Annotated in this window: 27 protein-coding genes and 1 pseudogene; 11 read left to right on the forward strand and 17 right to left on the reverse strand. The window is 62.6% G+C overall.

The features are described from left to right. The coding region (locus F3087_RS44780) for a class I SAM-dependent methyltransferase (protein WP_191094459.1) at window positions 1–424 on the forward strand (424 nt) is incomplete at its 5' end. 68 nt (window positions 425–492) lie between these two features. Here the strand turns inward: F3087_RS44780 and F3087_RS44785 are convergent. The 3 genes from F3087_RS44785 to F3087_RS44795 form a co-directional block, all read right to left on the reverse strand. Next, the gene (locus tag F3087_RS44785) at window positions 493–2223 is read right to left on the reverse strand and encodes a fatty acyl-AMP ligase (RefSeq protein ID WP_191094460.1); all 1731 of its coding nucleotides are present in this window, start codon (window positions 2221–2223) and stop codon (window positions 493–495) included. A gap of 333 nt (window positions 2224–2556) precedes the next feature. Continuing rightward, window positions 2557–3162, reverse strand: a complete 606-nt coding sequence (locus tag F3087_RS44790) for a hypothetical protein (RefSeq protein WP_150408306.1) — start codon at window positions 3160–3162, stop codon at window positions 2557–2559. Window positions 3163–3651: 489 nt separating this feature from the next. Beyond that, window positions 3652–3846, reverse strand: coding sequence for a cytochrome P450 (locus tag F3087_RS44795; protein ID WP_150408362.1), 195 nt, complete (start codon window positions 3844–3846; stop codon window positions 3652–3654). 38 nt (window positions 3847–3884) lie between these two features. Here F3087_RS44795 and merB point away from each other — a divergent pair, with 38 nt between their 5' ends. Then, the gene (gene merB / locus F3087_RS44800) at window positions 3885–4358 is read left to right on the forward strand and encodes an organomercurial lyase (protein ID WP_191094461.1); all 474 of its coding nucleotides are present in this window, start codon (window positions 3885–3887) and stop codon (window positions 4356–4358) included. Here merB and F3087_RS44805 read toward each other — a convergent pair. After that, complete coding sequence (locus F3087_RS44805) at window positions 4350–5264, reverse strand: enoyl-CoA hydratase/isomerase family protein (protein WP_150408308.1); 915 nt, start codon at window positions 5262–5264, stop codon at window positions 4350–4352. The two genes, merB and F3087_RS44805, sit on opposite strands and share 9 nt — an antisense overlap. A gap of 113 nt (window positions 5265–5377) precedes the next feature. On the opposite strand from F3087_RS44805, the gene F3087_RS44810 reads away from it, so the two are divergent. Next, window positions 5378–5896, forward strand: coding sequence for a winged helix-turn-helix transcriptional regulator (locus tag F3087_RS44810; protein WP_150408309.1), 519 nt, complete (start codon window positions 5378–5380; stop codon window positions 5894–5896). On the opposite strand, the gene F3087_RS44815 is transcribed toward F3087_RS44810, so the two are convergent. Continuing rightward, window positions 5893–6360: an alpha/beta hydrolase-fold protein gene (locus F3087_RS44815; protein WP_150408310.1), complete on the reverse strand. Its 468-nt coding sequence runs from the start codon at window positions 6358–6360 to the stop codon at window positions 5893–5895. The two genes, F3087_RS44810 and F3087_RS44815, sit on opposite strands and share 4 nt — an antisense overlap. Window positions 6361–6759: 399 nt before the next feature. Between F3087_RS44815 and F3087_RS44820 the strand changes: the two genes are divergently transcribed. Continuing rightward, a complete protein-coding gene (locus F3087_RS44820) occupies window positions 6760–7527 on the forward strand; it encodes a DUF5995 family protein (protein ID WP_150408311.1) in 768 nt (255 codons plus the stop codon). Window positions 7528–8029: 502 nt separating this feature from the next. Here F3087_RS44820 and F3087_RS44825 read toward each other — a convergent pair. Further along, window positions 8030–8434, reverse strand: coding sequence for an ester cyclase (locus tag F3087_RS44825; RefSeq protein WP_191094462.1), 405 nt, complete (start codon window positions 8432–8434; stop codon window positions 8030–8032). 388 nt (window positions 8435–8822) lie between these two features. Between F3087_RS44825 and F3087_RS44830 the strand changes: the two genes are divergently transcribed. Beyond that, window positions 8823–10043, forward strand: coding sequence for an acetyl-CoA C-acetyltransferase (locus tag F3087_RS44830; RefSeq protein ID WP_150408313.1), 1221 nt, complete (start codon window positions 8823–8825; stop codon window positions 10041–10043). Between the two features lie 149 nt (window positions 10044–10192). Here the strand turns inward: F3087_RS44830 and F3087_RS44835 are convergent, their stop codons facing one another. Genes F3087_RS44835 through F3087_RS44845 form a run of 3 tightly spaced genes read right to left on the reverse strand, consistent with a single transcriptional unit; the run spans window position 10193 to window position 13045 of the window. Next, window positions 10193–11443 carry a CaiB/BaiF CoA transferase family protein gene (locus tag F3087_RS44835; protein ID WP_150408314.1) on the reverse strand — a complete coding sequence of 417 codons (1251 nt, stop codon included), beginning with the start codon at window positions 11441–11443 and terminating at the stop codon, window positions 10193–10195. After that, complete coding sequence (locus F3087_RS44840) at window positions 11413–12495, reverse strand: CoA transferase (RefSeq protein WP_150408315.1); 1083 nt, start codon at window positions 12493–12495, stop codon at window positions 11413–11415. The genes F3087_RS44835 and F3087_RS44840 overlap by 31 nt, the downstream gene beginning before the upstream one ends. A gap of 1 nt (window position 12496) precedes the next feature. Then, a complete protein-coding gene (locus F3087_RS44845; protein ID WP_191094464.1) occupies window positions 12497–13045 on the reverse strand; it encodes a hypothetical protein in 549 nt (182 codons plus the stop codon). Between the two features lie 181 nt (window positions 13046–13226). On the opposite strand from F3087_RS44845, the gene F3087_RS44850 reads away from it, so the two are divergent. The 3 genes from F3087_RS44850 to F3087_RS44860 all read left to right on the forward strand — a co-directional run bounded on the left by F3087_RS44850 (window position 13227) and on the right by F3087_RS44860 (window position 16353). Continuing rightward, complete coding sequence (locus F3087_RS44850) at window positions 13227–13916, forward strand: TetR/AcrR family transcriptional regulator (RefSeq protein ID WP_150408317.1); 690 nt, start codon at window positions 13227–13229, stop codon at window positions 13914–13916. 50 nt (window positions 13917–13966) lie between these two features. Then, window positions 13967–14749 (forward strand): SDR family NAD(P)-dependent oxidoreductase, encoded by a 783-nt coding sequence (locus F3087_RS44855; protein WP_191094465.1) that lies wholly within the window; start codon window positions 13967–13969, stop codon window positions 14747–14749. A 74-nt stretch (window positions 14750–14823) separates the two neighbouring features. After that, window positions 14824–16353 carry an AMP-binding protein gene (locus tag F3087_RS44860; protein ID WP_223885830.1) on the forward strand — a complete coding sequence of 510 codons (1530 nt, stop codon included), beginning with the start codon at window positions 14824–14826 and terminating at the stop codon, window positions 16351–16353. On the opposite strand, the gene F3087_RS44865 is transcribed toward F3087_RS44860, so the two are convergent. Next, entirely contained in the window at window positions 16290–16922 is a 633-nt protein-coding gene (locus F3087_RS44865; RefSeq protein WP_150408319.1) for a cupin domain-containing protein, read from the reverse strand. The genes F3087_RS44860 and F3087_RS44865 overlap by 64 nt on opposite strands. Before the next feature lie 209 nt (window positions 16923–17131). On the opposite strand from F3087_RS44865, the gene F3087_RS44870 reads away from it, so the two are divergent. Further along, window positions 17132–17722, forward strand: a complete 591-nt coding sequence (locus tag F3087_RS44870) for a TetR/AcrR family transcriptional regulator (RefSeq protein WP_150408320.1) — start codon at window positions 17132–17134, stop codon at window positions 17720–17722. A gap of 77 nt (window positions 17723–17799) precedes the next feature. After that, complete coding sequence (locus F3087_RS44875) at window positions 17800–18525, forward strand: hypothetical protein (protein WP_150408321.1); 726 nt, start codon at window positions 17800–17802, stop codon at window positions 18523–18525. A 49-nt stretch (window positions 18526–18574) separates the two neighbouring features. Here F3087_RS44875 and F3087_RS47040 read toward each other — a convergent pair whose 3' ends face one another. The 5 genes and pseudogenes from F3087_RS47040 to F3087_RS44895 all read right to left on the reverse strand — a co-directional run bounded on the left by F3087_RS47040 (window position 18575) and on the right by F3087_RS44895 (window position 21485). Continuing rightward, window positions 18575–18877: a DUF6283 family protein gene (locus tag F3087_RS47040; RefSeq protein ID WP_317983968.1), complete on the reverse strand. Its 303-nt coding sequence runs from the start codon at window positions 18875–18877 to the stop codon at window positions 18575–18577. 10 nt (window positions 18878–18887) lie between these two features. Next, window positions 18888–19610 (reverse strand): annotated as a pseudogene (locus F3087_RS47365) (helix-turn-helix domain-containing protein); the annotation flags it as partial. Window positions 19611–19952: 342 nt separating this feature from the next. After that, window positions 19953–20513, reverse strand: a complete 561-nt coding sequence (locus F3087_RS46370; protein WP_191094467.1) for a hypothetical protein — start codon at window positions 20511–20513, stop codon at window positions 19953–19955. Then, window positions 20510–21142, reverse strand: a complete 633-nt coding sequence (locus F3087_RS44890; RefSeq protein ID WP_150408323.1) for an RNA polymerase sigma factor — start codon at window positions 21140–21142, stop codon at window positions 20510–20512. Before F3087_RS44890 ends, F3087_RS46370 begins: the two co-directional genes overlap by 4 nt. A gap of 1 nt (window position 21143) precedes the next feature. After that, window positions 21144–21485: a hypothetical protein gene (locus tag F3087_RS44895; protein WP_150408324.1), complete on the reverse strand. Its 342-nt coding sequence runs from the start codon at window positions 21483–21485 to the stop codon at window positions 21144–21146. Between the two features lie 769 nt (window positions 21486–22254). Here F3087_RS44895 and F3087_RS44900 point away from each other — a divergent pair. Continuing rightward, on the forward strand, window positions 22255–22716 hold the full coding sequence (locus F3087_RS44900) for a hypothetical protein (protein ID WP_150408325.1): 462 nt from the start codon (window positions 22255–22257) through the stop codon (window positions 22714–22716). Between the two features lie 387 nt (window positions 22717–23103). Here F3087_RS44900 and F3087_RS44905 read toward each other — a convergent pair whose 3' ends face one another. Together F3087_RS44905 and F3087_RS44910 are read right to left on the reverse strand one after the other, a co-directional pair. After that, complete coding sequence (locus tag F3087_RS44905; RefSeq protein WP_150408326.1) at window positions 23104–25767, reverse strand: hypothetical protein; 2664 nt, start codon at window positions 25765–25767, stop codon at window positions 23104–23106. Further along, complete coding sequence (locus F3087_RS44910; RefSeq protein ID WP_150408327.1) at window positions 25752–26789, reverse strand: effector-associated domain 2-containing protein; 1038 nt, start codon at window positions 26787–26789, stop codon at window positions 25752–25754. The genes F3087_RS44905 and F3087_RS44910 overlap by 16 nt, the downstream gene beginning before the upstream one ends. Window positions 26790–26915 lie beyond the last annotated feature (126 nt).

Here is a 26915-nt window from a genome sequence, read left to right on the forward strand (position 1 = left end):
CAACGGTTTCGACCCCGGGGTCCCGACTGCCTGGCTGGTCGAGGGGTTGCTGCGCTATGTCCCGGCGGACGCGCAGGACCGGCTCCTGACCGCCATCGCGGCACTCAGCGCGCCGGGAAGCCGGGTGGCGATCAATACGACGCCGCGCGACCTGACATCGAAAATGCAAGAGCAGGAAGACGCTCGCGACCGGATGCTGGCCTCGCTGGGCATCGACCTCGACGTCGACGCGCTCTGGTATCCAGCCGACGGCCGGACCGATCCGGTCGGCTGGTTCACCGAACAGGGCTGGACGGTCGTGTGCGTCGATCCGGTCGCCGTGCTGACCGGGCGCGACCGCAGAGTACCCAGTGAAGTCGCCGAGGAGATGCGCTCCCACATGCTGATGACCGCAACCCGACCTGGAGGAGACAACACACTGTGATGCCGCCGACTGTCGGGCGATCGGCGATCGGCGACCGGTCGGTCGGTCTCGAAGGCGTTCCTGATGCGTTACATCCAGTCATGGCTTGACATCGAATCAGCGCGCTTGTCCTTGGCGAACATGATGTGCAATTCGCCGGACATGTACGCCGCTCGGCACGCGAGGCGCTGGACTCTACCGCTATCGGTCTTGAACATAGTGCCCGGCTGGATCAGCAGCAGCGCCGCGAGTATGAGCCCGTGCTCGGTTGCGACTGCGGCACATACGGCGTTTGCCGCGTCGGCCAGTCGATGGTGATCCGTGCCGCGCGCTTCTGCCACCACGACCGGCTGTCCGCCGTCCGGTCCGATGCCGACGGAGAACGCGGCTACGCACCCTGCCCGGATGATGTCGTGTGCGCTTTCGACGGTTGATTCGATGTCCAGTGGATTGTGGTTGCGCCCCTGGACAATCAGGAGTTCCGTGCTTCGCCCGGTCACGAAAAGCTCTCCCTCCGAGAGGAATCCGAGATCTCCGGTGCGGAGATAGTGGTGGTCGTTGCCGGGCATGGTTGCCCCGAATGTTTCGGAGGTAGCCTGCTGGTCTCGGAAATAGCCTGCGGCGACGCTGTTCCCCGCGACCCATATCTCGCCTTCGACTCGGTCGGCATGCGCAATACCGGTCGCGGGGTCGACGACCGCGATCGACATCCCTTCGACTGCGTGCCCCCCACCGACCAACTCGGTGTTTTGTGCGCTGCCCTGCCGAGAAATCTCATGGAACGTCGGCCGTGCTCGCGGAGGTGACGCGGTGACGAGCAGAGTGGCCTCGGCGAGACCGTAGACGGGGTGATGCGATTCGGCACGAAAGCCGACCCGGCCGAAGGCATTGCTGAACTGTCGTATCGTCGCGGCCTGTACCGGCTCGGAGCCGTTGAACGCCACCTGCCACCGGCTCAGGTCGAGGTGATCGATCTGGTCCGGTGCGATCCGGCGCGCGCACAGATCGTAGGCAAAGTCAGGGCCTCCGCTGGTGTGCGCGCGGAAGGTGGAGATCGCCTGCAGCCATCGCTCAGGTCTCTGCAGGAAATGCAGGGTCGACATCAATACTGAATTGGCGCCGAGATAGACCGTATGTAACAGCGGCGCGATGAGTCCCATGTCCCGGTACATCGGCAGCCAGCTGGCGAACAGCGCTCCGTCCCATTGCTCGGCCACCGCTTGGTCGTGACCCAGCCCCACGGCGAGCGCGTGTTGGTTGTGCAGCAGATTTTCATGTGAGATCAAGACACCGCGCGGCGCGGTAGTCGAGCCAGAGGTGTACTGGATCAGCGCGATCGAATCCGGACCGAGATCGGGTTCCCGCCAAACAGCGGCCTCTTCGTTCCCGATCTGGTCGGACGTAATCCATCGGAGCCCACTCAACTCAGGGATTTCCGCGCACAGCGGGACCGATTCCACGACGATCCGCGACGGAGCGAGCACCACATCCGGCTCGGCGTTGGCGGCAATGCGCCGCAGCCGGCACAACGAACGGATTTCCCTCGTGGGCGGTGGCGCGGGAACCGCGATCACTCCTGCGGCCAGACAGCCGAAGAAGGCTTCGACGAACTCCAAGCCTGCCGGATACAGCAGCAGCGCTCGGCGCGGCTTCGAGTCCTGCAGCGCCGAGGCGATCGCTCGAGCACGAATACCCAGGTCGGCGTATGAGATTTCACGGACAGCGCCGTCTACGTCTCCGGTTTCCAGGAACCGGAACAGCAAGTCGGTCGGCCGATTGTCGACCTGGGCAAACAGTGTCTCGACGAAAGTGTTGAACACGAACCACTTCCTCTGCAGGTGAACGCGAGATCTCGGCAAGTTCAGAGTGCCTCGGCCTCGGGAAACGGCACGGCACCGGTCGACACAGCGCACAGAATGTAGCCGAGATTTCACGGATTCCCAGGGCTGGGAAGGGCTCGTATCTCAGCCTGGCACCGCCGTCGTCCCAGCGCGCGCAGCCCGATGGTGCTGATTCGTGTCGCCGCGCGGAGTCGCTGCGCACATCACGAGGAAAGCCGCCGAGTGACTTCTACTCGGCGGCGGAATCCGGTGCGGTGCGCAAGAACTCCGAGTTCTTGCGCACCGCAACCATCTATTTCAACGATCCGACGGTCATGCGATCAGACAGCCGAGTGCGGCACCTACGAGCACTGCAAGGGGAATCGTCACGATCGCTCCGACGACGAAGAGCAGGGCCCCGACCAGAGCGCCGATCACTGCCCCGATTGCGCCGCCGACGATCGCGCCTGGTACGCAGCCGAGCAGGACCACATCGTGGGCATCGGCAATTGCCTGGACCTTGTCGGCCTGCTGAATTTCTTTGACACTGTGCCGAAACTCTTGGACATCCGACACGGCCGCTCCGGGGGCATCCGCCGATCGAAGCGTCAGAGTCGTTCCGTCGGAACCGATCTGCGGGGCGAGGTGGATTTGCTGACCCGACGCCTGGATTGCCATCGGCAAGCGTGCGAGTTCCACACCGTCCGGCGCGGTGACGCTGACCGCCGTGCCGTCCCTGGAAATCTCGAACCGCCCGGATGTCAGTGTTGTGCTCACGCCCTGGTGGTCCTGGCTCAACTCGGAGGTATAGCCGACACCGTGCTCGACCCTGCTGAGAGCGGTGGTCGCTTCGGTCGGTTCGGCATAGGCAGTACCTGCGGTGATACCGGTGGCCGCGATAGCGATGAAGGCGGTTGCGGCGAGTTGCTGCATTTTCATGAGTTTCCCTACTTTGTCGCTCCGGCTCCAACGCCGGATTCTTTCATCGAACTTGTTCGAAACCGCTTGCGGTGTTGACGAACATCTGAACGGTGCGTGGCGGGCACTGGCGGAGCACACCGTTCATCCATCGATCCCATTACTTATTGGGACCATCCCTGCAGATGCCGAAGAACTCTTGGGGCGTCAACGATGTAACAAAACCAGCGGATTGTCCGGTCGATGGCAGGGCGATGACAAAATTGGTGACTGGTCGAGATGATTCACGAGTATCACACCAGAATCTGCGTAGGGTCGCTTTCTGTGTTCCCAGTGGCGGGGAGCTGTCGATAATCGCCTGGACCTGCGACTGGTGACTCGGCTGTTCTGCTCGAGACATGGCGGTTTAAATTAATGCCGAGCGCGGGTGGCGCCGGTGCTCGACGACTTTTAGTCCTCGGGGCGTCTCGATTTCCGAGACCGGCAGTTGTCGCGGATGGCCGAATCGGCCTATCGGCGAGGTACTGTAACTCGTGCTTTCTTGGCGGGTGCCAGAGTAAGGCCACGAAAGTGGGTGCGCTCGTCGGGCGCTCCGGTCGTTTCCAGGGAAAAATCCCTGAGTAATGTCCTCAACACGACGTTCATCTCCATGGTGGCGAACGCGGCGCCGAGGCAGCGACGAACACCGCCGCCGAACGGAATCAGGCCGTGGGTGCCGCGTGGCGTATCGAGGAATCGACGCTTTGGGCCTGGCCGCGATGCTCGACACCGACGTCACCACTGATTCCAGCGACTCGGTGACCGGCGAGCCGATCACAGTCGCCCTCGAGGATCAACGTCTGCACACGCAACCGGGCACCGCGGTGGTGTTTGTCGGCGGGCATGCTCTCGCCGGTTCTTCAGCGGACGCGTGCTGCCGCTACCTGAACTTCTTCACCGACCGCGCCGCGGCCGACTCGTGGGCGACCGACCATCCTCAGATGTGGTGCTCCATCTCGACGAAGCGCACAAGCTGGGCATCGAAATCTTCGGGAACCTGCTCCGCGCCTGAACACGCGCTGGGCTATACGGTCACGCAGGCCGATGGTGCGGTAGCCCGCGGAGTGATGCAAGGCGATACTGGCGCGGTCCTCGCCGAGCTCGCGATCTGTCGGTGCGGCCCGGGTAGCGCTGTCGGCCAAGCATGTATGGGCATACCGGTCAAGCACTCACTGTGACGCGGGACCATCGGTCCAGAAGTTGCGAGCCAGGTTGCGGCGCTGCTCCCACAGCTTGCCCTTTTCTCGGAACCCGAGCCAGCCGGCTCCCTGGTCGGCGTCGTCGACTTCCCAGGCTCCGTTGACCGCACAGGTGAGACCGGCGCTGAGTTTTTCAAATGCTTGGGCAGTCTTCAGATCGGCTTCGATCCCGTTGGTGATGATGACCTTCAGCTGACGCATTGCCTGCTGGTTCTTGCTGAGTAGTACCTGGATCAGTTCCTCGGTCGCGGATTCGAGGTGTATGTCGGGCACGACTCGATTCCACAGGGTCAGTTCTGCCGCGCGACGGGCGGGATGCAAGGCCCCGAGGAAGTTGATTTCCTTGGTGAGCCGCCGTCCGATCAGCCGGGCCAGGCGGGTCGTACCGCCCCAGCCGGGTGTGATGCCGACGTCGACTTCCGGCATTCCCCAACGAGCGCTTTCGGCGGCGATCACGAAGTCGCAGGCCATGGTGATCTCGAGACCGCCGCCGACGGCGTATCCGTCGACCTTGGCGATCGTGATTTTGTCCAGGTTGTCGAGGGTATCCGCCATGCGCTGATATCCCGCTACCCGGCGCATGGCCTGATTCGGGTTACCCCATCGGTTCATTTCGGTGATGTCGTCGCCTGCGCAGAACGTACCTCCTGTTCCTTGGATGACGAGCACCTTGAGGGTCTCGCTGTCGCGAACGACCTCGAGTGCATGAATCAGCTCGTCGGATAAGGCGATCGACAGGGCGTTGCGTGCGTGCGGGCGGTTGAGTGTGATCGTGGCGACTTGTCCGGTGTCCTCGTAAATCAGATGCTCGTAGGGTCTGGTGACGTTGTGCGAGGTGGGAGCCCCGGCCTTCGGGACGCCCCTCAGCTGTTCCAGTTCGTCCATAGCAGGGACCGCCTTTGCTGATTGGTAGGTTTTGAATTGCTACCGATGCTAGATCAGCTAGGTAGCATATTGCAACACACTTGGGTAAGGTGAGGCACGACGAGAGGAGACTCATGACAGACGGTGAGCGGCCGCTGCGCGATTCCGTCGAAGCCGCCCTGGAACAGGTCCCGGACAGGTGGACGTTCCTGGTTCTGCGCGAATGCTTCTTCGGGGTCCGGCGGTTCATCGATTTCCAGCGGAATCTGGGTATCGCGCGCAACATCCTGGCCGATCGGCTCGACAAGCTCGTCGGCTTCGGCGTTTTGGAACGTCGGCAGTACAGCGAACGTCCGCGTCGTGAGGAATATCGGCTGACAGAGAAGGGCCGCGATCTGTACGGAATCATCGTGGCGCTGATGCACTGGGGAGACCGATGGCTCACCGACCGTCCGTCGTTGGTCCTGACGCACCACGGCGACGGTGGTGCAGTTGAACAGGTCCTGCGATGTACCTGCTGTGAAGCTGACCTCGACATTCGTGACATCAGCTATGGGCCTGCGGCCGAGTCGACACCGAATCCCGCCGGGGGAGGGGCAGACTGTGTTGACGCGTATTTAGACAAGGCTGAGGGCGCCGTCAACTACACCTAGTTCGAGAACCGCCAGAATTCCGCGTGCTGACCCGGCCGGATGACTGGTTGTCGCGGAACTCTTCGATCCGCACTGCGCAGCGCTTCGGCTTGCACGTACGGATCGTTGGGCGCCCAGCGCGGGTCGTTCGCCGCGCCGTACATGTTCTCCAGGTGCGCCCAGCCCCAGGTCTCCACGGTCAGCCGGACGAACTCCTTGCCGACCGGGTCGCTGATCTGCGCGCAACCGCTGTACGCGGCGACGCTGGAGTAGAGGTCACCGCTGGTCGCGGCGAGCGCGAGGGTGGTGGTGCCCGCCATGGAGAAGCCCGCGATGGCATTGCGACCGCTGGTCGTGAAGTATTTGTCGATGAGCGGCGGCAGCTCGCGGGTGCACTGGCTATCGAATTGCAATGAACTCTGGCCACTAGCGGAAGCTTCCTTTACGGCATTCGAATGATTTAAACATCTGAGTGTTGAGAACATCTGAATGCGCGGCCCGTTCCGACCTGAAGCGCGAGATTGTCCAACCAGAGGAAGTGCGCCTTCCCGCTGTTGGGAAATCGCGAACTCGGTCGCTATGGTGGCAATTCGTGAGCATTCTGCTCTGCAACTTGCCCGATCGCTAGTTAGGCCGACATCGATGATCGTTCAACGACAACTACTCTCTTCGCTTTTGGCAAGCATCGTAGCGGTAGAGACTGCATCGCAAAGTTCAGCCGTATGCAGCGCCCTCTAAATATTTATGCTCATGGCGCACGTAAGTTGTAACCCCGGCCTTGAGACGGTGTCGGTCTCGTGTCTACGGCTGATGGTAATCCAGCGCGCAACCGATGCCCCTGGACGGCTCGGCGATTGGACGGCAACATCGATGGTCGGTGTAAAATGACGATCATCGAGATGGATGGCATCGAGTGGCGGCCTCGCACTGCGCTTTCGGCCTTGCGTTCACTGGAATTGCTCAGCATGCGTCTCCGAGAGCAGAGTGATTATCGTGCGGTTTTTATCGATGTATATATTGTTGTTACTCGCAAGGTGGTGGATGTCATCCACGCCAGTGATTTCGGTGGCTTTGTGGACCCCGAGTGGATTTCTGAGTTGACGGGCCGATTCGCTGAGGAAGCGATGATTGCGACCAAATCTTCCCTTGAGGGCCGCTTGGTGGACAGTATCGCTTGGCGCTACGCGACCCAAAAATTATGTCAACCTTATCAGGGCGCGCTTTTGGGAATTAATGCTCACATAAATGTCGATCTCGGTCGTGTTGTATACGACTATCTTGCCCGGAATCGAGACGAAATAGATAGCGGGCGCCTACACCGCTATCGCCACGACTACATGCATGTGAATGCCATTCTCAAACCATGCGTGAGTGAATGCCTTGAACTACTTATCTGGCATCACGGGTGCACCGTCGCAAAGAATTGGTCCCGTATCCCGATGGGTAAGATCTTCTTGGCGAACGTCGTGATGAGGATGCTTAAATGCTGGCGTAACCATGTTTGGAATGAGATAATGTCGCTGTGGAGTGCGTCAGGGGAATGCGAGCGCAAAGACATCCTCAATCGAATGGACCGTCGATCAGCTCGGCTCGCGAAATTGATCTGCTCGAACCGACCCGCCAATGCGCCACGGTGGTCAAGTTCCACATAGGCGGGTTCGCCGGTACCGAGCAGATCGATATAACCGTCCTCGGCGATCGTTGTCGGCAGCACCTTCCGCCCGACCACCGCATTCTCTGAGGGAAGACTAAGCAAGTAAAAGTGCATGATCGACTGCCAGGCGATCATGCACCTGTTCCGTCCCGACTCTTGATGCCGTCAACCCATTTCGGTCACTTCCCCTGATTCCGGCCCGTTCAGGTCAAGCACCGCATCTTTTCGCCTGCAAGGGTAGGCCGGATCTTGCGGGGTTAGCCCAAAGTCGGCCCTCGACCAGTGACGATTCAAGGTTCGATGCGGTGGGTGTCGACATCTGGCGGATTGTGAATGGATAGATCGCCGAGCACCGGGATATCGGACACTCCATTTCTGGAGTGTGAGGATCCGGCCTCGGGTCGGTGCTCGCACCGTGGTGCCAGCGCTACGGCGCGGCATATCATATACCAGGGCAGAACTCTCCGATAGAGCCGCCCTCCGGATAAGGGGTTCCGGACTCACTGGGGTGGTTCACCTTGTAGTTGCGCTGTCATGGCGGCGGTGTCTGCCAGGGCCCAGTGTTCGACGACGAGCCCGTCCCGCACCCGGATGATGTCCATGCCTAGGACATCGACCGGTTTTCCGGCGGATTCGGGTGCGGCGCTGGTTCCGGTTATTCGGATGAGCCGGCAAACCAAGTCGTCTTGTGTGATGACGAGCTGAACGTTGGCCTGCAAATCGGGAAGCACGGCCCGCGCGGCGTCCCAGCGGGCACGCCACTCGATCAGGTTTGCCGTCGGCGGCGGCCCGTGGTTCACCGCATCCTCCGATATGTAGGACATCGCTCCCGCTAGGTCGCCCGCGTTGTATCGCGCGGTCAACTGGCTGATGACTTCTGCGGGGCTGAGCGCCTCATCTCCCATTTCCGACTCCTTACTGTTTACGTCAATTCGGATGTGTGTCCGTGGCTCAGGAAAACATCGCTGGGCCCGCACGTGCATCCGTCGGCGAGAACTCCGGCTTGACGCGGCTGTGCAGCCAATATACCGTATGACCGACCGGACGGTCGATAGGTCGGAAGCAGGTTTGGTAGCGATGAACAACAGATGCTGCCTCGGAACCAGATCCGCACGGATCAGCCCGCGACCGACCCCCGAGATCTGTGCAGGCGTCTATTCGTGAGACTGCACACCGGGCGAATGCACACAACTGCTACGGGTATCGAGCCGATCCCAGATATTGTGCCGAACCCGAAACCATTCAGCGGCGCCGACAGCTAATTTGCCGGAGGACCGCGAGAAAGGATTTCAGATGCCGAACGCTTACATCATCGATGCTTGCCGCACGCCGCGCGGTATCGGCAAACCGGGTAGGGGAGCACTCGCGCACCTGCACCCGCAGCATCTGGCATCGACAGTGCTTCGTGCGCTGAGCGAACGCAACGACCTGGTCACCGGTGATATCGATGACGTCATCTGGGGAACGAGCTCGCAGGTCGGAGAACAAAGCGGGAACATCGGCCGGATGTCAGTGCTCGACGCTGGTTACGACGTCCGGGTGAGCGGAGTTACCCTGGATCGCTTCTGCGGCTCGGGCATCACTGCGAACGCCTTCGCGGCCGCCATGATCGCGGCCGGGCACGAGCATCTTGTGATCGCCGGCGGCACCGAGATGATGTCCTCTCCGAAGGAAGGGCTGCTACCCCTGGGCGCGGGCAACACTCACCTCGGTGAGCTGTACCCGCAACCGCACCAGGGGGTATGCGCCGATGCCATTGCAACCCTGGAGGGTATCGACCGCGAAGCACTGGACGAATTCGCCGCTGAGTCGCAGCGCCGTGCCGCTGTTGCCATCGAGGAAGGCAGGTTCGCCGGCAGCCTCGTCCCGGTGCACAACCGGGATGGCTCGCTTGCGCTGGACCGGGAGCAATATCCGCGGCCCGGTACGACGGCGAAATCGCTGGCGGCTCTACCGGTGAGTTTCGAGGCCGTCGCCGACTACCGGGACGGCGCAGCGCCGACGCACCGGGAACTGATCAATCGCCGCTATCCCGACCTCGCGATCGAACATGTGCACCACGCCGGCAACTCGTCCGGCGTGGTCGACGGCGCAGCTGCCGTCCTGTACGCCAGCAAAGGCTATGCGAAGGCTCACGGCCTTACCCCTCGCGCACGGGTGGTGGCCACTGCGAACATGGGTGATGACCCCACCCTCATGCTGAATGCTCCCGGGCCGTCGGCGCGAAAAGTGCTCGACCGGGCCGGCATGACAATCGATGACATCGATCTATTCGAGATCAACGAAGCCTTTGCTGTCGTATCCGAGAAGTTCATCAGAGATCTCGACCTCGACCGTGACAAAGTCAACGTCAATGGCGGTGCGATCGCTCTGGGCCATCCGATCGCGGCCACCGGCGCGATCCTCATCGGGACCATCCTGGACGAACTGGAGCGACGCGACCAGCAGGTAGGGCTGGTCACGATGTGTGCCGCAGGCGGAATGGCGCCTGCGATCATCATCGAACGCATCTGACCGTCGCTGGCAGTAGACGCATCGCCCGGGTATCGGTGACGAACGTCGTCGATACCCGGGCGAGTGATCAGCACTGTGAGCTGGATGTTTGTGCGGCTGTTGAAGATAGCGCCCGGTCTTCGCAGCGGTTGAAGCCCGCGGTCAAGGTTTCATCGAGACCCGAGATCGACCGAGATCACACCGTCGGCCTCCAGCTGGTCGATCTCAGCGGGAGTCATCCCGCCGACCGAGGAGAGCACCTCCCTGTTGTCTGCACCGAAATACGGCGCATGACGCGCGATTGTCGGATTGGCCTCGCGGAACCGCCAGACAACGCCGTGTTTGCGGTAAGGGCGCATCTTCTCGTTCGGCACGCGAATCCAAAAGCCGCGCGCGTACAGGTGCGGATCGTCTTTGATGGTGCGCATGTCCAGCACTCGCCCTGCCGGGACGCCTGCCGCCTGCAGGGCTTCTACGGCCACGCGCGGGTCGATTCGGCTTGACCAAGCCGCAATGAGTTCGTCGATTTCGTCGTGTCGGGTCCGTCGTTCCTCGAGTGTCAGTACCCCGAGGTCCGCATGCCCGGTCAACGCCGCGCACACGGCCCACTCCGCATCGTTGGTGCAGGACAAGACGATCCACTGATCGTCACCACGTGCTGGGTAGCAGCCCTCGGGCGCCCATGCGCGATTGCGGTTTCCCGTCGGAGTCTCAACGAATCCCGATGCCGCGTATGCGGCGAAGGCCGCGCCGGCCATCGCGGCACAGGCTTCGTTCTGTGACAGGTCGATGACCGAACCCGATCCCGTGCGTTCGCGGTTGAGCAGGGAAAGCGTGACAGCGCCGACAGCGGTGAGACCACCGATCGGGTCGCCGTAGGAAACTCCTGATCGTTGCGGGGTATCCGAGTCGTATCCGGACAGTGAGGTCAGGCCGGACATCATCTCGAAGATCGGCCCGAATCCCACGAGGTTGCTGTCTGCGCCGTGCTTGCCGAAGGCGGCCATGCTGACGATCACCAAGCGAGGATTGGTCTCCAGCAACACCTCGGGGGACAGCCCGAGTTTGTCCATCACGTCCGCGCGATAGTTGTCTATGACGACGTCGCTGTTGCGTGCCAGCCGGAGGAAGGCTTGTCGGCCGGCTTCGCGACGCAGATCGAGCGTGACCGACCGTTTCTCGTGGTTGTACTCGGAGAAGTAGTAGTTCGCATTCCACGGATCGTCGACCTGATCGGTGGAGGGAAATAGCGTGCGCACGTTGTCCCAGGCGCCTGCCGACTCGATCTTGATGACATCGGCGCCCATTTCGCCGAGCATCTTGGTTGCGTACGGACCGGCCCACATCATCGTCAAGTCGAGGACGCGGATCCCTTTGAGTGGCAGTTGTTTCATGGCGTACGTCCGTCCTTGTCGAGCCATTCGGTGAGCACGGTATCGATCGGAACCTCCGTCGGCGGCTCGAGGTCGGCCCAGGGGAGGCCCGGGAAGAGGCGTCCGGGGAGGCGGCCGTAGGCGGTGTCGTCGAAGAAACCGCGATCGATGAGCGGTGCGTGCTCGGCGACCGCGGCGACGGACTTGACCGCACCGACCGGGACCTTGAATTTCGGCCCGATCGAGACGATCTCCTGCTGCGTCCGCTCGGACATGTACGCGGCGATCAATTGCCGCAGATCGTGGTTGTCGGCGTCGCTGCGGGCCGTGTCCATGAAGCGCGGCTCCGCGGTGACTCCGATCATCTCCAGGAACGCCGGAAGCTGGCGGGCCAAGCAGCATACGCCGATCCAGCCATCGGAGGCCCGGTACATACCCCACTCGGCGCGCGGCGTGTTTCCGCTTCGCTCGAAGAAGAGTCCGTCGTACTCCCATGCCGGACCGGCCGCCTCGAGTATGGAAGCGGCACACTCCTGCAGCGAGATGTCGATCAGATCACCGACGCCCTGCATCCGCAGGCCGAAGAGCGCGGTCGATGTCGCCGCGAATGCCTGCAAGCCACCGAGCATGAACGCTTGCTCGCCGCCCGATTGCAACGGCGGGCTGTCGCGTTCACCGGTGAGCGCCATGATTCCGCCCGCGGCGAAGGAGACGATATTGGTCGCCCGGTGATTCGCATACGGCCCGGTGAGTCCGAATGGCGTGATCGCCGTGACAACAAGCCCTGGATGGTCGTGGCTGATCTGCTCGGCACTCGGTGCGATTCGAGCGCTGCCGGCCCGAGACCGACTGTCGACGACAACGTGCGCCTGATCGAGGAGCTCCTCGATCACGGCATCGCCGTCGATGACCCGGCGCTTTCCGCGCGAGAGGTATTGGTCGTGGTCGGGTGGCAAATCGGAGCCGCCGAGCTGGAGAACATCCGCCCCGTAGCCTGCGAGTAGATGCGTGCAGAATCCAGCCGCGATCCCGCCGCCCCACTCGATGACCCGGATGCCATCGAGTGGTCCCGCGGTCGTCGGTCTCGATCGAGTTGTCATTTCAATTCTCACCTTGCCTTACGTCGCAATGTGGGCGGCGAGTATGTGCAGAGTCACCTATCCGGTCGAACACGCGAACAATCGACAAGACGCCCGCCGCAGACATCAGTGCGGTACTGAACGACCGGTCACCAGGCAACATCTGCCTGGACATGACGTATTGCGCGGTGCCGTCGACTGCTCGGCTGATCCGATAGTGGAAACGATCGTTGACCTTGATCAGTTTCACGTATGCGAACGTGTCTCCGACCCGTAGGGACGGGAGATTCAGATCGACTCGGTGGGTGCTCTGGCCGGGGTCGTGCTCAGCTGAAGCTTCGATCGCGCGGCAGATATACGGCGCCCAGTCGCCGTCCCACTGCGCCTGATAGGTGCAACGGTATTTCGGACTGACGCCTATCGAATTGGTGTACTCGTGCTGGTCGCCATCGAATACGAATGTCAGATCCTCGCGGCCGACAGGATCGGAGATCCACTTCTGGGCGGATCCGTCCCAAATGCGCGACTCGCTCAGATTGAGCTGCCACGACCCGTCGAAAGGACTGACCATTTCGGTGCTCCTGGTCAAACTACTCGCATTCCGACCGCCCGGACGGACGGTGGGTTGGTAACATACAGTATCATCGGAAACTGAGCACCACCACAGATCCGCGATCAGCCGGGATGCTGTCGCCGCCGACCGAAGGCGGCGTGGCTGTCGGCTCGGCGCGTACCACAACGAAGGGAAGCGCATGACGGGCGTCGATGCGAACGAACGGCAGACGGCATACCCCGTCAAGGGAGCGGCCTTCCCGGGAGACGCTGCTGGGGACGATTACGCGCGGAGGCGCGCAGAGATTGCGCGGCGTGCGGCGGAGCTGTTCAACGACGAGGGCTACCACGAGGCCTCGATGGGACGTCTCGCCACTCGGTCCGGTCTCGCCAAGCCGTCGCTGTATCACTATTTCAGCAGTAAGGAGGAGATTCTCTACGAGATCCATCGGCAGCTGAACGTGTTCCTGGTCGAGAACTACGAGAAGCGTCTCGCCGCGGGAACGTCGGCGCCTCAACTTCTGCTGGGGACGATGACCGATGTGATGGAGTTGATGCGCTCGCATCGCGGACACATGGGTGTGTTCTTCCAGTTCCACCGTGAGCTCAAAGGCGATCGGCGCGATCAGATCGAGGCCCAGCGTGCGAAATACCAATCACTGGTCGAGGCCAGCATCGAAGCGTGTATCGAGTCGGGGGATTTGGAACCGACGAACACGCGCCTGGCCTCGTTTGCTCTCTTCGGTATGAACAGCTGGGCGTATCAGTGGTATGACCCGGAAGGTGAGCTGACGCCAAGGGAGATCGCGGAATATCTATGGTCGATCTTCATACGTGGGCTGGGCGGTAACGCGGCCTCACCCGACCACAGCAGAACGGCCCGGCTGTGAATGCGCTACCGCTGCCCGCTGCCGCCTCGACGCCTCTCGCGGGCAGAACGGTGGTCGTGGTCGGCGCCGGCTCGAGCGGGCCCGGATGGGGCAACGGCAAGGCATGCGCGGTTACTTATGCTCGCAACGGCGCGGCGGTCGTGTGCGTGGACGCAGTTCTCGACCATGCGCGGCAGACGGTCGCGGTCATCGAGGCCGAGGGCGGCACAGCGATCGCAGTCGAAGCAGACGCAACGAACGAGGCCGCGATCGCCGAGACCGTCTCCACTGCCGTCGGCACGTTCGGCGCCATTGACGTCTTACACAACAATGTCGGCGTCGGCGGGTCGACCGGTGCGCCGGACCAAATCGACCTCGAGATGTGGAACCGCGAGATCGCCGTCACGCTGAACAGTGCGTTTCTCGGCATCCGATGGGCGGTGCCGGTAATGCGTAAGCAGGGCCGTGGCGTCATCACCAACACGTCATCGCTCATGGCAGTGCGTTTCCTGCGCACGCCCCAGGTCGGCTACACCACTGCCAAGGCTGCGGTCGAGGCCCTGACCCGTTCCTGTGCGGTGGCCTACGGGGCGGACAACATCAGAGTCAATTGCCTGCGGATCGGGTTCGCCGAGACGCCGTTGCTGCTGGCCGGTCTCGACGCGCGTCAACTGACCGATGAGCAGAAGGACGCAGCGTTGGCGAAGAGCCGCCGGAAGGTCCCGTTGCGCGGCCAGCACACGGATGCGTTCGACGTTGCGCACGCCGCGCTCTTTCTTGCCTCGGACGCCGCGAAGCACATAACAGGCCAGATCTTGAACGTCGACGGAGGGCTCGAGTGCGCACCGATTTGACGGGGCGCGGGCTTGGCCCCGCGTTCGGGCCCGACCCGCTGACACCGCTGTCCTTCCTCGTACGCGCCGCCAGTGTGTATGAGGATCGGCTGGGCCTGATCGCCGATGGGCGGCAGTTCACTTACGGTGAGATCGCGTCGCGGTGCCGGCGTATGGCCGGCGCGCTCGCCGCCGAAGGCGTCGGGCCCGGGTCGGTTGTGTCCGTGCTCGCGCCCAACACCGGCCTTGCCCTCGAAGCTCACTTCGGTGTACCAGCGAACGGGGCCATCCTGAACGCACTCAACACTCGACTCTCGGTGCCGGAGCTGGCCGGTATCGTCGCGCACGCCGAGGCAGACGTCCTGCTCGTCGATCACGAATTCATCGACCTCGCCCGCGCGATCCGCGCGGAAACCGGGCGGTCGCTGCGATGCGTGGTGGCCGGTGGCCCGACCGACGAGTACGAGCAGTGGATCGGCAGCGCCGAACCACTCGACATGCGAGTCGACGACGAATGGCAACCGATCAGCGTCAACTACACGTCTGGGACAACCGGTCGGCCCAAGGGCGCGGTGTATGCGCACCGCGGCGCATTCTTGCAGGCGATGGCAATGGCGGCCCAGCTCGGGCTGAGCAACAAGACCACGTTCCTGTGGACCCTGCCGATGTTTCATTGCAACGGATGGTGTTTCCCGTGGGCTGTGACCGCGATGGGCGGTGTGCACATCGGACTGAGGCGGGCAGACGCGAGCGCGATCTGGCGAGCCATCGATGAGCAGGGAATCACCCACTTCAACGCCGCACCGACCGTCCTCGTCGCGTTGGCCGACCACTCTGACGCGCACCGAATCGAATCCGGGCTCAAGGTCGCTACCGGTGGCGCGCCGCCGGCACCTGCGCTGCTGGAGCGACTCGAATCCCTCAATATCGAAGTGACTCACCTGTATGGACTCACCGAGACCTACGGCCCCGCGGTCGTCTGCGAGTGGCGGCCCGAATGGGATGCGCTGCCGATCGATGAACGCGCGCAGCGCAAGGCAAGGCAGGGCGTTTCGAATCTTGTGAGTCCCCGCCTGCGTGTCATCGACCCAGCAGGGGTCGACGTGGCGCCGGACGGCCAGACCGTCGGCGAGGTCGCGCTGCGTGGAAATATCGTGATGCTGGAGTATCTGAACGATCCCGACGCAACGGCCGCCGCAACAGTCACGGGACCGGGAGGATCATGGTTTCGGACCGGCGATATCGCAGTGCTGCATCCTGATGGATATCTCGAACTCCGAGATCGCGCCAAGGACGTGATCATCTCGGGCGGGGAGAACATCGCTTCGATCGAAGTCGAACAGGCGTTGGCTTCACATCCAGCAGTGGCCGAGTGTGCCGTGGTGGGTGCTCCCGACAGCCACTGGGGTGAGATACCGGTCGCCTACATTGTGCTGCGCGATCGCCGGTCCGCGACGGAGAGCGAGATCGTCGAGCACTGCAAGGCATCGATCGCCCGGTTCAAAGCGCCACGCTGCGTGATTTTCGTGACCGAGCTTCCCAAAACGGCCACGGGCAAAATTCAGAAATTCCTGCTCCGCGAACGGTTGCGCGATGTTGCTGCAACAACGGCGGACGGCGACTGACTCGCCTGCCCGGCGTCCTCGTGTCCTGGAACATGGTCGTGCTGCGCGCCGCAGATGAACAACGCCAGCCGGCACGTGTCGGTTCCGCGATTGTGCCAGGCATGGCGGGTGCCATTCTGCACGACCGCGTCCCCGCGCCGCAGGTGGACGGTCGCGCCGTCGTCGAGTTCCAGCCAGACTTCGCCGTCGAGAACGATCTCGAAATCGATGGTCGCGGTCCGGTGCATGCCCGGCGCGTCCGGCTCCATGTGTTCGAACAATCCCGGCATGCCAGCTTCGAGTTCGGCCAGTCCACTGGCCAGCTGATCGGCACCCGGCGGCGCCTCACGACGATCACTCGGCGCTATCGAAAAAATCCCGAAGCGGAACCCCCCGACAGGCGGGAAATGACTTTCGATCTTCGACTGTGCTCCGTCGTCCGGGAAATGAGGCGCATAATCACCACCCCATAGCCGATGAAGCTCGAACCCAGGCATGAGCGATGGGCGAAACCCATCGATCTCGCTGTCGCTGACAACGACAGCCCTCCCGTTCTGATCGTGACCGGTGACAACACGCCTGACTTCCATGCTCAGTATTCTAACAAAGGTTCGACCGACCAGTCGGTCGATTATGAGGTCTACCTCCGCGGAGTCAGCCAAACGACTATCGCCACGCCGGGCTGGGCCCTGTAAGACGGCGTGCCGGTAAGTACATGAGCGGCGTTCCTGTCGGGACAGACTCGCGGGCCCGCGTCGCTGACGCGAGAGGTCAACGCGCGTTGGCCTACGCTGAGGTCATGGCGTTTACCCCCCGATCAGAGGCTACTCGAGAATCGATCCTGCGTGCGGCTCGGCACTCACTGCTCGAGAACGGTTTCGATGGAATGACAATCCGTGGCGTTGCCGCGGAAGCCGGTGTGGATGCGGCAATGGTCATGCGCTATCACGGCAGCAAAGAAGGATTGTTCGCGGCCGCGATCGATCCTGACCTGCAATTGCCCGATCTGCGCGGCTGCCCGCCGGATCGCTTGGGAGAGCAGCTCGCTCGCCATTTCGTCCGGCTGTGGGAGGGCGACCTCACCGACGATATTTTGACGATCTTGTTGCGCTCGGTGGCCACGCACCCTGTGGCGAAGGAGCGCATGCGCGCGATCTTCGAGGGCCAGGTTCTCGAACTCGTTCGAACCGTGACCGGTGACGCACCGGATACCAGCCGTCGGGCCGCATTGCTGGCCGCTCAGGTGGCTGGTGTGGCGTTGTGCCGCTACGCCGTCGAGTTGCCGGCGTTGGTGGACGTGGATGCCAGCGTCCTCGTCACGAACCTCGCTCCGGTGTTTCAGCATTACTTGACCGGCAACCTCGACGGGTCAGTGGTCGAACCTCGATAGTCATCAACATGCGTTGACCAACATCCGTTGACCAACTATCGTTGGTCAACGGATGTTGCTATCGACAGGAGCTAACCATGTTGACAGACACCAGCAGTCCTTTCGGGTTCACCGCCAGCCATGCCGGCGAGCCGATCGACGAGCAGACCATCGACGTCTGGGAATTGACCGCAGCCAGGAGGGCGCTCGCACTGCTCAAGAGTGAACTCGGCAATGACGGCATGCTCGAGCTGCTCGACGCGCAACGTAAACGGTCCGATGAATATTTCGCCCGAATGCACAAGGAGTCGAACGGAGAGCTCCGGGGAGCTGTGAACGACTTCCGAGTCACCGGACTGACCAGAGAAGAATTCGTGGCCTGGTTTCGTGACCATGGCACCGATCACGCGTCGCTGGTCGCGCAGCATCCGGAGCACTATGTGATCGGTGGGTCGTACGATGAGCAGGGCAATCTCGCGACCATGCATGTCATGGAGCTGATCGCCGGGCACACTCCGCACATCTTTCTCGACATTGTCGCCCCTGATGCGACCGAAGTCTTCGACCAGCCTCTCGAATCCGACGTGATAGTGCTGGCTGGTCGTGGGCGCCTCGCCAACGGTGTCGAAGTGGCGCGAGCATTCCATCAATTCACCGCTACCGCCGACGGGTTCACCGCGAGGATGTGCTCTATGTTCCCCGCAGCCCTGCCGGACTCGGCTTTCCAGGCTCACGTCGAACATCACGCCATCGAATGGCGTAACGCAATACGAATGGCCCTGGCCGCCAAACATGCCAGTGCCAATCCTGAACATCAGCGTTGATCCGCCTCCCACAAGGCCTGCGGTTCACGACCGGCCGAAGCGGGTCACCTCATCTGAGGTCAGATCGGTGTCGGCTGATCTTGGCGATCGCGCGGACCGCCTCCAGACCAGGCCGGTGAATATCGACCTGCCCGTGATCGGCCGCTTCGGCGCCGGAGCCGAACAACGGAACTGGTGACTGATAGTCGATTGCGGCCTGGAAGGTGGCCCCGCTGATGCGCCCCTGCATCAGGGCCAACCGCAATCCCAGCAGGTGGTCGCCGTGGCAGCCGACCCGTCCCGCGCACAATCGACGCAGGTCGCTGTCGGACCTCATGGGCGAAGTGCGCGTGATCGGCGTAGCCGCAAGCATGAGCGATCGACGTCATCCGGTCCTGGTCGCTGTGCTCGAGCAGACCTACGGCGTGCTGGAAGCGCAGGATGCGTGCCGCGTTTTTCGGTGAGACACCGACTTCGCGGCGGAAGCGAAGTTCCAGTGTCCGTGTACTGACAGCGAGCTGCTCGGCCAACAAGGTGATCGACATCGTGCCGTAGGCGTGCTGCAGGCACTGCCAGGCATAGTCCACCAAATCGTCTCCGACAGGCCGGGGCTCCAGCGTGGAAAGCAGAAACTGGTCCAAGGCGAGGAACCGGGACCGCCAATCGGCAGCCTCCGCGAGTCGTTCGACGACCTCACCCACCGCGGTGCCGAGAAAATCGACCAGATCGGCCTGCCTGTTCCCGAGTTCGAACATCTCGACGCCCAGCAGCGCGAACGCCGCAGTCGGGGCCAGTCCCACCGCAATACCCCTGTGCCGCCCCTGCTGGGTGAAACGCACGACCCGATCGTGCACACCAGTCACCGGAACGATCAAACCGTTCGGCAGGGGCGACCCGAACAGCACCGTCACCCACCCCCGCGGGAACAACTGACGAAACACCGGGCCTGGACTCAGCGTCCGATAACCCACGTACCCGGCAACCGTGTCTCGCAACGCCGCATGGGGCACCCCCCGCACGATTGCACAGTTCCCAACCTGTTCCTGACCACCCGACCGGCCGCCGCCCCTCGCGTCGTGACGTTCGATCTCGTACCGTGCCGACATTCCACCAGCCCCCCGAATAGCGGTGCGGGTCAACGCTTTCTGCACCCGATCTGTTCACTGTGCCGGGATCGCCACATGATCGCCACTAGGTTCTGTCGCTTTCGGGCCGTCGCCGGTCATCCACGCCTGATCGGCGATCCAGGTGCATCACAACGAAGACACCGCCCGCAACTGGCCTGCCTGCCTTGCGATGCGGTCATGTCCGGTGTTCGGAAAACGATCCTTCGACGAACACGAGCGGCGAACCCGTCCCGTCGATGTTCCGCTGGCAAGAACGTCTGGATACTCCCTTGACAACCCAGCCGTTGCATGGCAGAGACCAGACCTCGGTGTGGCTGTCGTCTATGACAAGGTCGAAGGCGGTCCGTCTCCCCAACCTCTGAGCGCCGCCACCCGGTGAGCAGACTCATCGGGGGAGTCGTCGCGCCGCGCGATCAGGCGCTTGGTCAGCAGAATGACCGCTTGCGCAACCAAAAGGTCGAGCTGCAAGGCAAGTTCGTTCGCGTGCGCCATCAGCTGGGGATCGGCCGCGGCCTCGGGATCGCTGAGCAACTCGTCGAGTTGCATTCCTGCCAGCGCCTGTTCGCGTGTGAGCTGCCGATCGGGCAGCCAGCTCAGCCGCCACCCCCCCGCGCCGGGGTCATAGTGCGCCGACTCGGGTGTGATGCTGCTGGTGATCTGCCGATCGTCGACCATCAGCGTCGCGGACCGGGGGTTAGGCTGCCCGCGGCGACGAGGTGGAGGGTCAACTGCGGCGACAGTGGCTTTGAAGCGTTCGAAGCCGGCATCGATGTCGTAGCGGTATTCGGGCAGGTTCTGCTCCAGCAACAGATTGAGCTCGTCGAACATGTCGCTGATCGGGATGGGGGTTGCGGCCTGCTCGCGCGCGTTGTCCTCGCTCATGCCTGCACCTCGCCTTCCACCTTCGCGCCGACGCGCGATCCGTCCGCGGCGAGGTCCTCCTCGAGCGGGAACAAGATCCGGGTTTCTGCCTTGTCGGTGCTCTCTCTTATTTTCCGTCGTGCCCGGCTCTTATGGGAATACACCGTGGAAACGGTGACCTGCAGCGTCTCGGCGATCTCTTCGTCGGGCCACTGCAATTCCCACGCCAGCAGCGCCACCTGATACTCGGTGTCGGTCAGCTCGCGTGAGATCGCGAACCAGAACCTGCGCACCGTGTCCAGGCTGACCACCTGCTCGGCCGGGTCGGTGCCGACCGCCCCCGGCGGGGCCGGAGCCGAGAGGACCGCGTCATCGAGTGCGGTGAAGCCCACGCCCGCCGAGGTGGTCTGGCGGCGACGCGCGTCGATCACGCGCCGGACCGCGATCTTCATGATCAGTTGCAGGATGTGCTGTTCGGAGCGCCCGCGAAAGTCGCGTCGATACTGCTCGACTACCGCGAGGAAGACCTGCTGCACGAGGTCCTCGGCTTGGCCGGCATCACCTCGGAATGCCTTGTAGCCGTAGCGATACACCGCCGCCGAGTGTTGCCGGAACAACTTCTCGACCGGCTCTGTCGCGTCAGGGCCCATCTCAGCTGCCTCTATCGTCGGTGTTCGACGAGGACCCGGTCGCCTGGTAGCCGACCTCCACGATCAGCTCCGACACCACGCCCCCGCGGCGGCGGACGGTACTACGGACGGTGGTGTGAGGCGGGGCCTGCCGCACCACCATCCGAGTCGTCCAGTGCTGCTGCAAGCTTCGCACGCACCCGATCAGCTCGTAGCCGATTACCACCGAAACCAGGGCCAGCGCAGGCCACAGGCCGTGCCTGGAGATGCTCTGCCATCCCTCCGTGGCCCACTGCAACGTCATACCCATGTACTCGCAGCCGGGCGGTGAATCCTTGAGTAAGTGATCGATCACGTAGCGCACCGGCGCAGACCAGAGCCGAGGAGTTCGACCTTGGCCCTTGATCTACGTCTGCAGGGTGGCGATAAATCGATCGTTTCACAGTGATGAGCCGAGGATGGTTAGTGGCTATCCCAGAACATGTAGAGAGCGAAGAGGCCCACGACAACGGCGGTAGCGATTAGTAGCCCTAAGAGACTGCCGCCGCCCGCGAACCAGATGAGCGCAACGATCAGGACAAAGCCCACTACAGCGACCACGCCGCTCACGCTACGCCCGGGCCACAGTGTCGAAAATCGTTCGTTTGTTGGACACCGACGGCGCCGGACCGAATCCCCACGTTGTGCTCGCAGAGATGGTGTTCAACAACGTGTCGAAAATGGCGGGTGTTCAACAAGTTTCGCCTGCCCTTTCTCACCTGTGACGAGGTGTCGTGGATCCGGTCGATGGTGACGCACGTCGATGCAGCCTGCTCGCCGACGCGGGGTGAGTTCACGCACGCGGCGCGAGATGGCTCTTACGGCTGCGATCTCGGCGTTCACCCGGCGCAAGAACAAGGCGCGGGGCAAGGCCGAGGACCAGCAGGCACTGCCCGCGTTCCGCGCTCAGGTGCGCGCGTGGGCGCGCGGGGAGGCTGTCCACGGTACGCCGGCCTATACCTGCGGTCCCGCGCGTGACTGGGCCGTGGTGTGGGTGGTCGACATCATCACCGGGACCGGGCTGCGCCCACACGAAGTGCTCGCACTGCTCCTCGATGACATCGACCTCGACTGCGAGGAACCCCTACCTGGATGTGACGGACACGCTGGTCGAGGTGAAGGGGAAAGGCAAAGGCCGGTGGGTCCGCAAGCCGTTCCCCAAGAGCGAGAACGGCTGGCGGCGAATCCTGCTGCCTCCACACGCGATCGAGTCGATCGCCGAGGCCATCGTGTACCTGAAGTCCTCTGGCTGTCCGAACCCGTTGCGGCTGCTGCTGCCCTCGACCAAGGGCACGCTGCGCAACCCGAACAACTTCGGACGGCCTCGGCACGCAGCGCGCGGGGAAACCTTCGCCTGGGTCACGCCCCGCACTTTTCCCAAGGGCACGGCAACCGAAGTCGATCACGCCTACGGAGACCCCGAGCGCGCCGCCCGCCAACTGGGCAACACCACCGCGGTGGCTAAGGCGCACTACATCGATATCCCTGAGACGGTGCCCGACAACCGCGACGTGCTCGAACGCTGGGTTCGGGGACCGGACGCGGCAAAAGTGTGAGATTTCTGTGAGATCCCGCTCGAATTGCAGCATCCGTTGAAGAGAACAAACCCCTTCCGACCGAGGTCGGAAGGGGTTTTTCTGTCGGGCTGACAGGATTTGAACCTGCGACCACCTGACCCCCAGTCCAGAATAGGTACCCGATAAGGACATTTCACGCACGGAACGCTCGCTATGCCCGCGCGTAGAACGAGCATAACCGCTGATTGCGGGCATAACGGGCCGAACGCGTGGTCCACAATTGGTCCACGAATGAGCCTAAACCAGCTCGGTTGGGCCACGGTTGGTCCATAAAATTCCTGCCCTGTTGAGTCGTTCAAATTGGATTCGCGCCATCGTCTGAGACTCGGTGACCCCGGGGGTGGTTTCTCCGCTCCAGATCAGTGGTCAGCCATCATGGCGGTGAAGTACATACCTAGAGTCGGGACGACGACACCGACTGCCGATCAGTGTCGAGATACCCGCGGAGGGGTTGAAGACGCGGGTGAACAGAGTAATGGTCTCAGCCGGGACCCCTGGCCAACGCTGCCCGCAAGGACAATGGACTGCCGCAACTCGGTGAAGGCGATCCCGGGGTCGCCTAGTTTTCTGGGCTGGCGCGGACGTGCGGGGTGCGTCCGTGCTGGTATCGGTCCAAGCTTCGGGCGGGAGCTCACGGAGGTAGCGTTCCAGGGCTTCGTGGGAGAAGCGGTAGACGGCACCGGATTGGCGGAACATGTGGCGGCGGTGGGCTTCTTCGAGGAAGGGGAGGAGGTCGGTGGGGAGGTCGCCAGTGAAGCGAAGCCAGCCGCGGGTGAGGACTGCCCAGCGGCCCCAGGCGTTGTTGACGACACCGGAGGCCAGGCCTGCGACCGAACCGTAGGTGACCGCGCCGATGATGCCGATCAACGACAGTCCGGTCACGAATATTGTTGATGCAGTGTAGGTCACGATGATGGCGATGCTGTAGTAGCGGAAGTGCTTGCGGCTGTTGTCGACCATCTCTATGGGGCTCGCAGGCTCGTTGGCGTCGATGGGGGCCTGGGGGCCGTACACAAAGGCGAGCAGGACGCCGTAGACGATCGCGGCAGCGGACCAGATACCGAAGGGGCCCGGGGGGCGATCGAGAATCGCGCCGATCAGGGCTAGCACCAAACAGGTCAATACACCGCCGCTGCTGGCGATCTGGATCTCGGTACACAGCGGTTTACGGCCGGGTTGTTTGGCCCAGTGCTGGACCAGAGAGGGAGGGATCGATGCGACGAGGCCGCCGATCGCGAACAAGAACCATCCCCAGCGTCCGTACGTGTGCAGGCCCCAGACCACCAGAGGGTAGCCCGCGCACACTGCGGTGATGCCGTAAAGCGGTGCTTTGACCAGTTCGTAGCGTAGGTTTCGCCGGCCGGCTGGACTGAAAAGTTGCACCTGGATCGGACGTTCGCCCTCGTAGATCCAGCCGTACGCGGCTCCGGCCAACGCGCCGAGTACGAGCCCTGCCAGAGTGCCGCCGATGGGTGGGCGGACACCGAGCAAGGTCACCCGGCCCGCGATAGCCAGACCCGCTGCCGCTCCCATGAGGGCGGCGCAGACAGCGAAGATCACCAGGCGCAGCGGGCGCGGGGTGCCGTTTCCCAGCCTCCACCACTGGATTTCACCGTTCTGGACTTGCTGGGCAATGAAGTGCAGCCAGCGTTTGGCGTCGTCGCGGTGGTAGAACAGCTTTGGCATCTCGTCGTCGTCGTATCCGGGAGGTGTGTCGTTCCTCGACTCCGGATACAGCGTGTCGACGAACCCGGCATACAGGTGACGCTCCAGCTCGCGTGAGCTCTGCCAAGATATTTGGACCAGTTCCAGCGGATTCTTGTGCGCCGCCAACGAACCGTACATGACATGTGCCAGCGAAACCATTAGCGGGCTGTCGAGGACCTTGCGAAGTATCTCGGTGTCCGGTTCTTCTTTCGACATGCGGTCGAGAACCTGATGCCATAGTTGCGGACCTTCCTGCGAATGCGCCTTGGCGGGCAGGAATTCATTGAGGTCGTGCAGTGTGAGCGGTTCGAGCTGGATTGCCCAGGCACGACGTAGCGGACGACTATGCCCCAAGGTTTCGCCGTATTCATCGATGCGGCACGCGACGACGAGCGGGATGTCCACGGCGCTCAACGCGTCGAGCGCTACTGCGCGTCGCGCAGCATGCTTGTACTCGTCGAGTCCGTCGAGCATCGGGAGAATTCGATTGCCTGCCAGGAGCCGGCCCGCGTCCTCGATGCTGATGCCGGGGTGGTCGCGGTTGATCACTGTGGCCATCCACTTGAAGATGCCGGCCTTTCCTGGGTTCCAGGACGCCAGATTGAAGATAACCGGCACTCCCGCAGCCGGATCCCGCGTGGCCTCCTCGCCCAGTATCGCCAGCGCCAAGAAGTTCATCAGCGTCGTCTTGCCGGAGCCGATCTTGCCGAGCACCACCAACCGACCCGAAGGGATCTCGTCGTAGACGTCGGCGATCTCCTGTAACACGCCGTGCCTCATCCTTGTCTCGTCGTGCCCGACCGGGATCTCTGTCCACGGCACAATGAGCCGATCCTCGGCAACCCGCCATCGCACGCCGAGGATTGGTGGATAGTCCACCCTCCAGCGCCGCACCTCCTCCCTGAGCTCGCGCCGCACCACATTTGCTAGCTTCTCTACCAGTCCGTCGAGGGTGCGGTTAACTTCTAGCAGGCGGTCCCTGCCGATCGGCTGTCGCCGGGCCGGTGGCCAGTGTTGCTCAATGATCGAAAGCGCATGCTGCACGGCGTGATCGGCCGGGTCGAAGGATTTGCGCAGCGGGCTGGTCAACTCGGCGTAGCCCAAGCCTTCGTGTTTGAGGCAGACCTGGGCCAGACGGCGCAGGTCGAGTAACGGCGGATGGTCGGGGCTGAAGGTCATCCTGCTTTTGATGCAGTCCGACATCCCGCTGACCAAGGCGTGCCGTCCGCTATAGCCGGCTAACGCGTTGATCTGCGCCAACGCCTCGGCGATGGCCTGAGCGGGTGTATCTGGTTCGCTGCTTGTCATCAGCTCGGCCAGCACTCCTCGACTGCGGCCAGCGCGCGGCCGACGGCCGGATCGTGCCGCTCGAGCAGCTCTCTCATCGCTGTTACCAGGTCCTTGCGTCCGGTAGCCTCGTATCTAAGACAGACATCCACGATCTGCCGTAGATCCATCATCGGGGGGTTGTCTGGGCTCAGGACTACATAGTTCTTGATCCGCGGTGGCATGCTCGTGACGAACGCATGACGGCCGCTGTACTTGCCGAGTGAGTCGATATCTGCGAGAGCGCTGGTGATGATCGATCGCCGATCCGGTAGATTCACGGGCGCGACGGAAGCCCCCAGGCTCGTTGGTGCTTGTATTTGGTTCAGTAAGCGCCCCTGCACGATTCGGTAGATTTCCGATCCCCGATTATCGGGTCGAATGATCGACGAGTGATCCCCGGGCAGCGCGCCGCGGAAAGGGAAGACGAACGTCGCCGACGTGTGCTTGACCACCTTGTCCGACAGTCCGGCATATGCCTCGAACGGTATGGGTACGGTCGTCGAGGTCGCCGCCGTGGCGCTCACGACGCGATCGAATAGCTTGCTCTGGGTGTCGGTGACCTGTTCGGCAATGGGTTTGAGCTCTATCTCCTGCGCATGGGAGACGAACCGCCCGGCGAACTTGCGCAGCATCGAAGCGTACTCCGAGCCTGAGTTGGGCGTCGCGAACAACAGCACCCTCTTCACCCGCCACAATTCCTCGCCCCGGCCGGCATCGAGTTGCTGCGCCAGGTACCGCTGTACGACCAGGCCGCCTTGACTGTGCGCGGCGAAGACGATCGGAAGCTGTGGCGGCACCGTCTCTTTCAGCGTGGTCGCCAATCCGCGCGCTATCGTCGCGATATTCGGGAAGCTTCGTTTCAGATTCCATTCGACCTTGCCGGTGGGGTACTCGAAGTTGGTAATCGAGAAATTCCCGTCGAGCTTGTCGTCTCCGTTGAGAAGCTCGATCATTCGGTCCCAGCAGTGACCATCCGAGTCGATGCCGTGTACCAACACAAGGACAACTTTTGTCATCGCGTTGCTTCTCCCCATCGACTTGGAACTGCGTGCACTAAGTCACTATGACAGAGATTCTAACCGCATCGGCCCCAACGGAATCGGAGAATTTTACCCGGGGTTAACCGACCATCCGGTCCTTCA

Origin of the sequence: Nocardia colli, assembly GCF_008704205.1 — a bacterium.
GTDB classification, from domain to species: Bacteria; Actinomycetota; Actinomycetes; order Mycobacteriales; family Mycobacteriaceae; genus Nocardia; species Nocardia colli.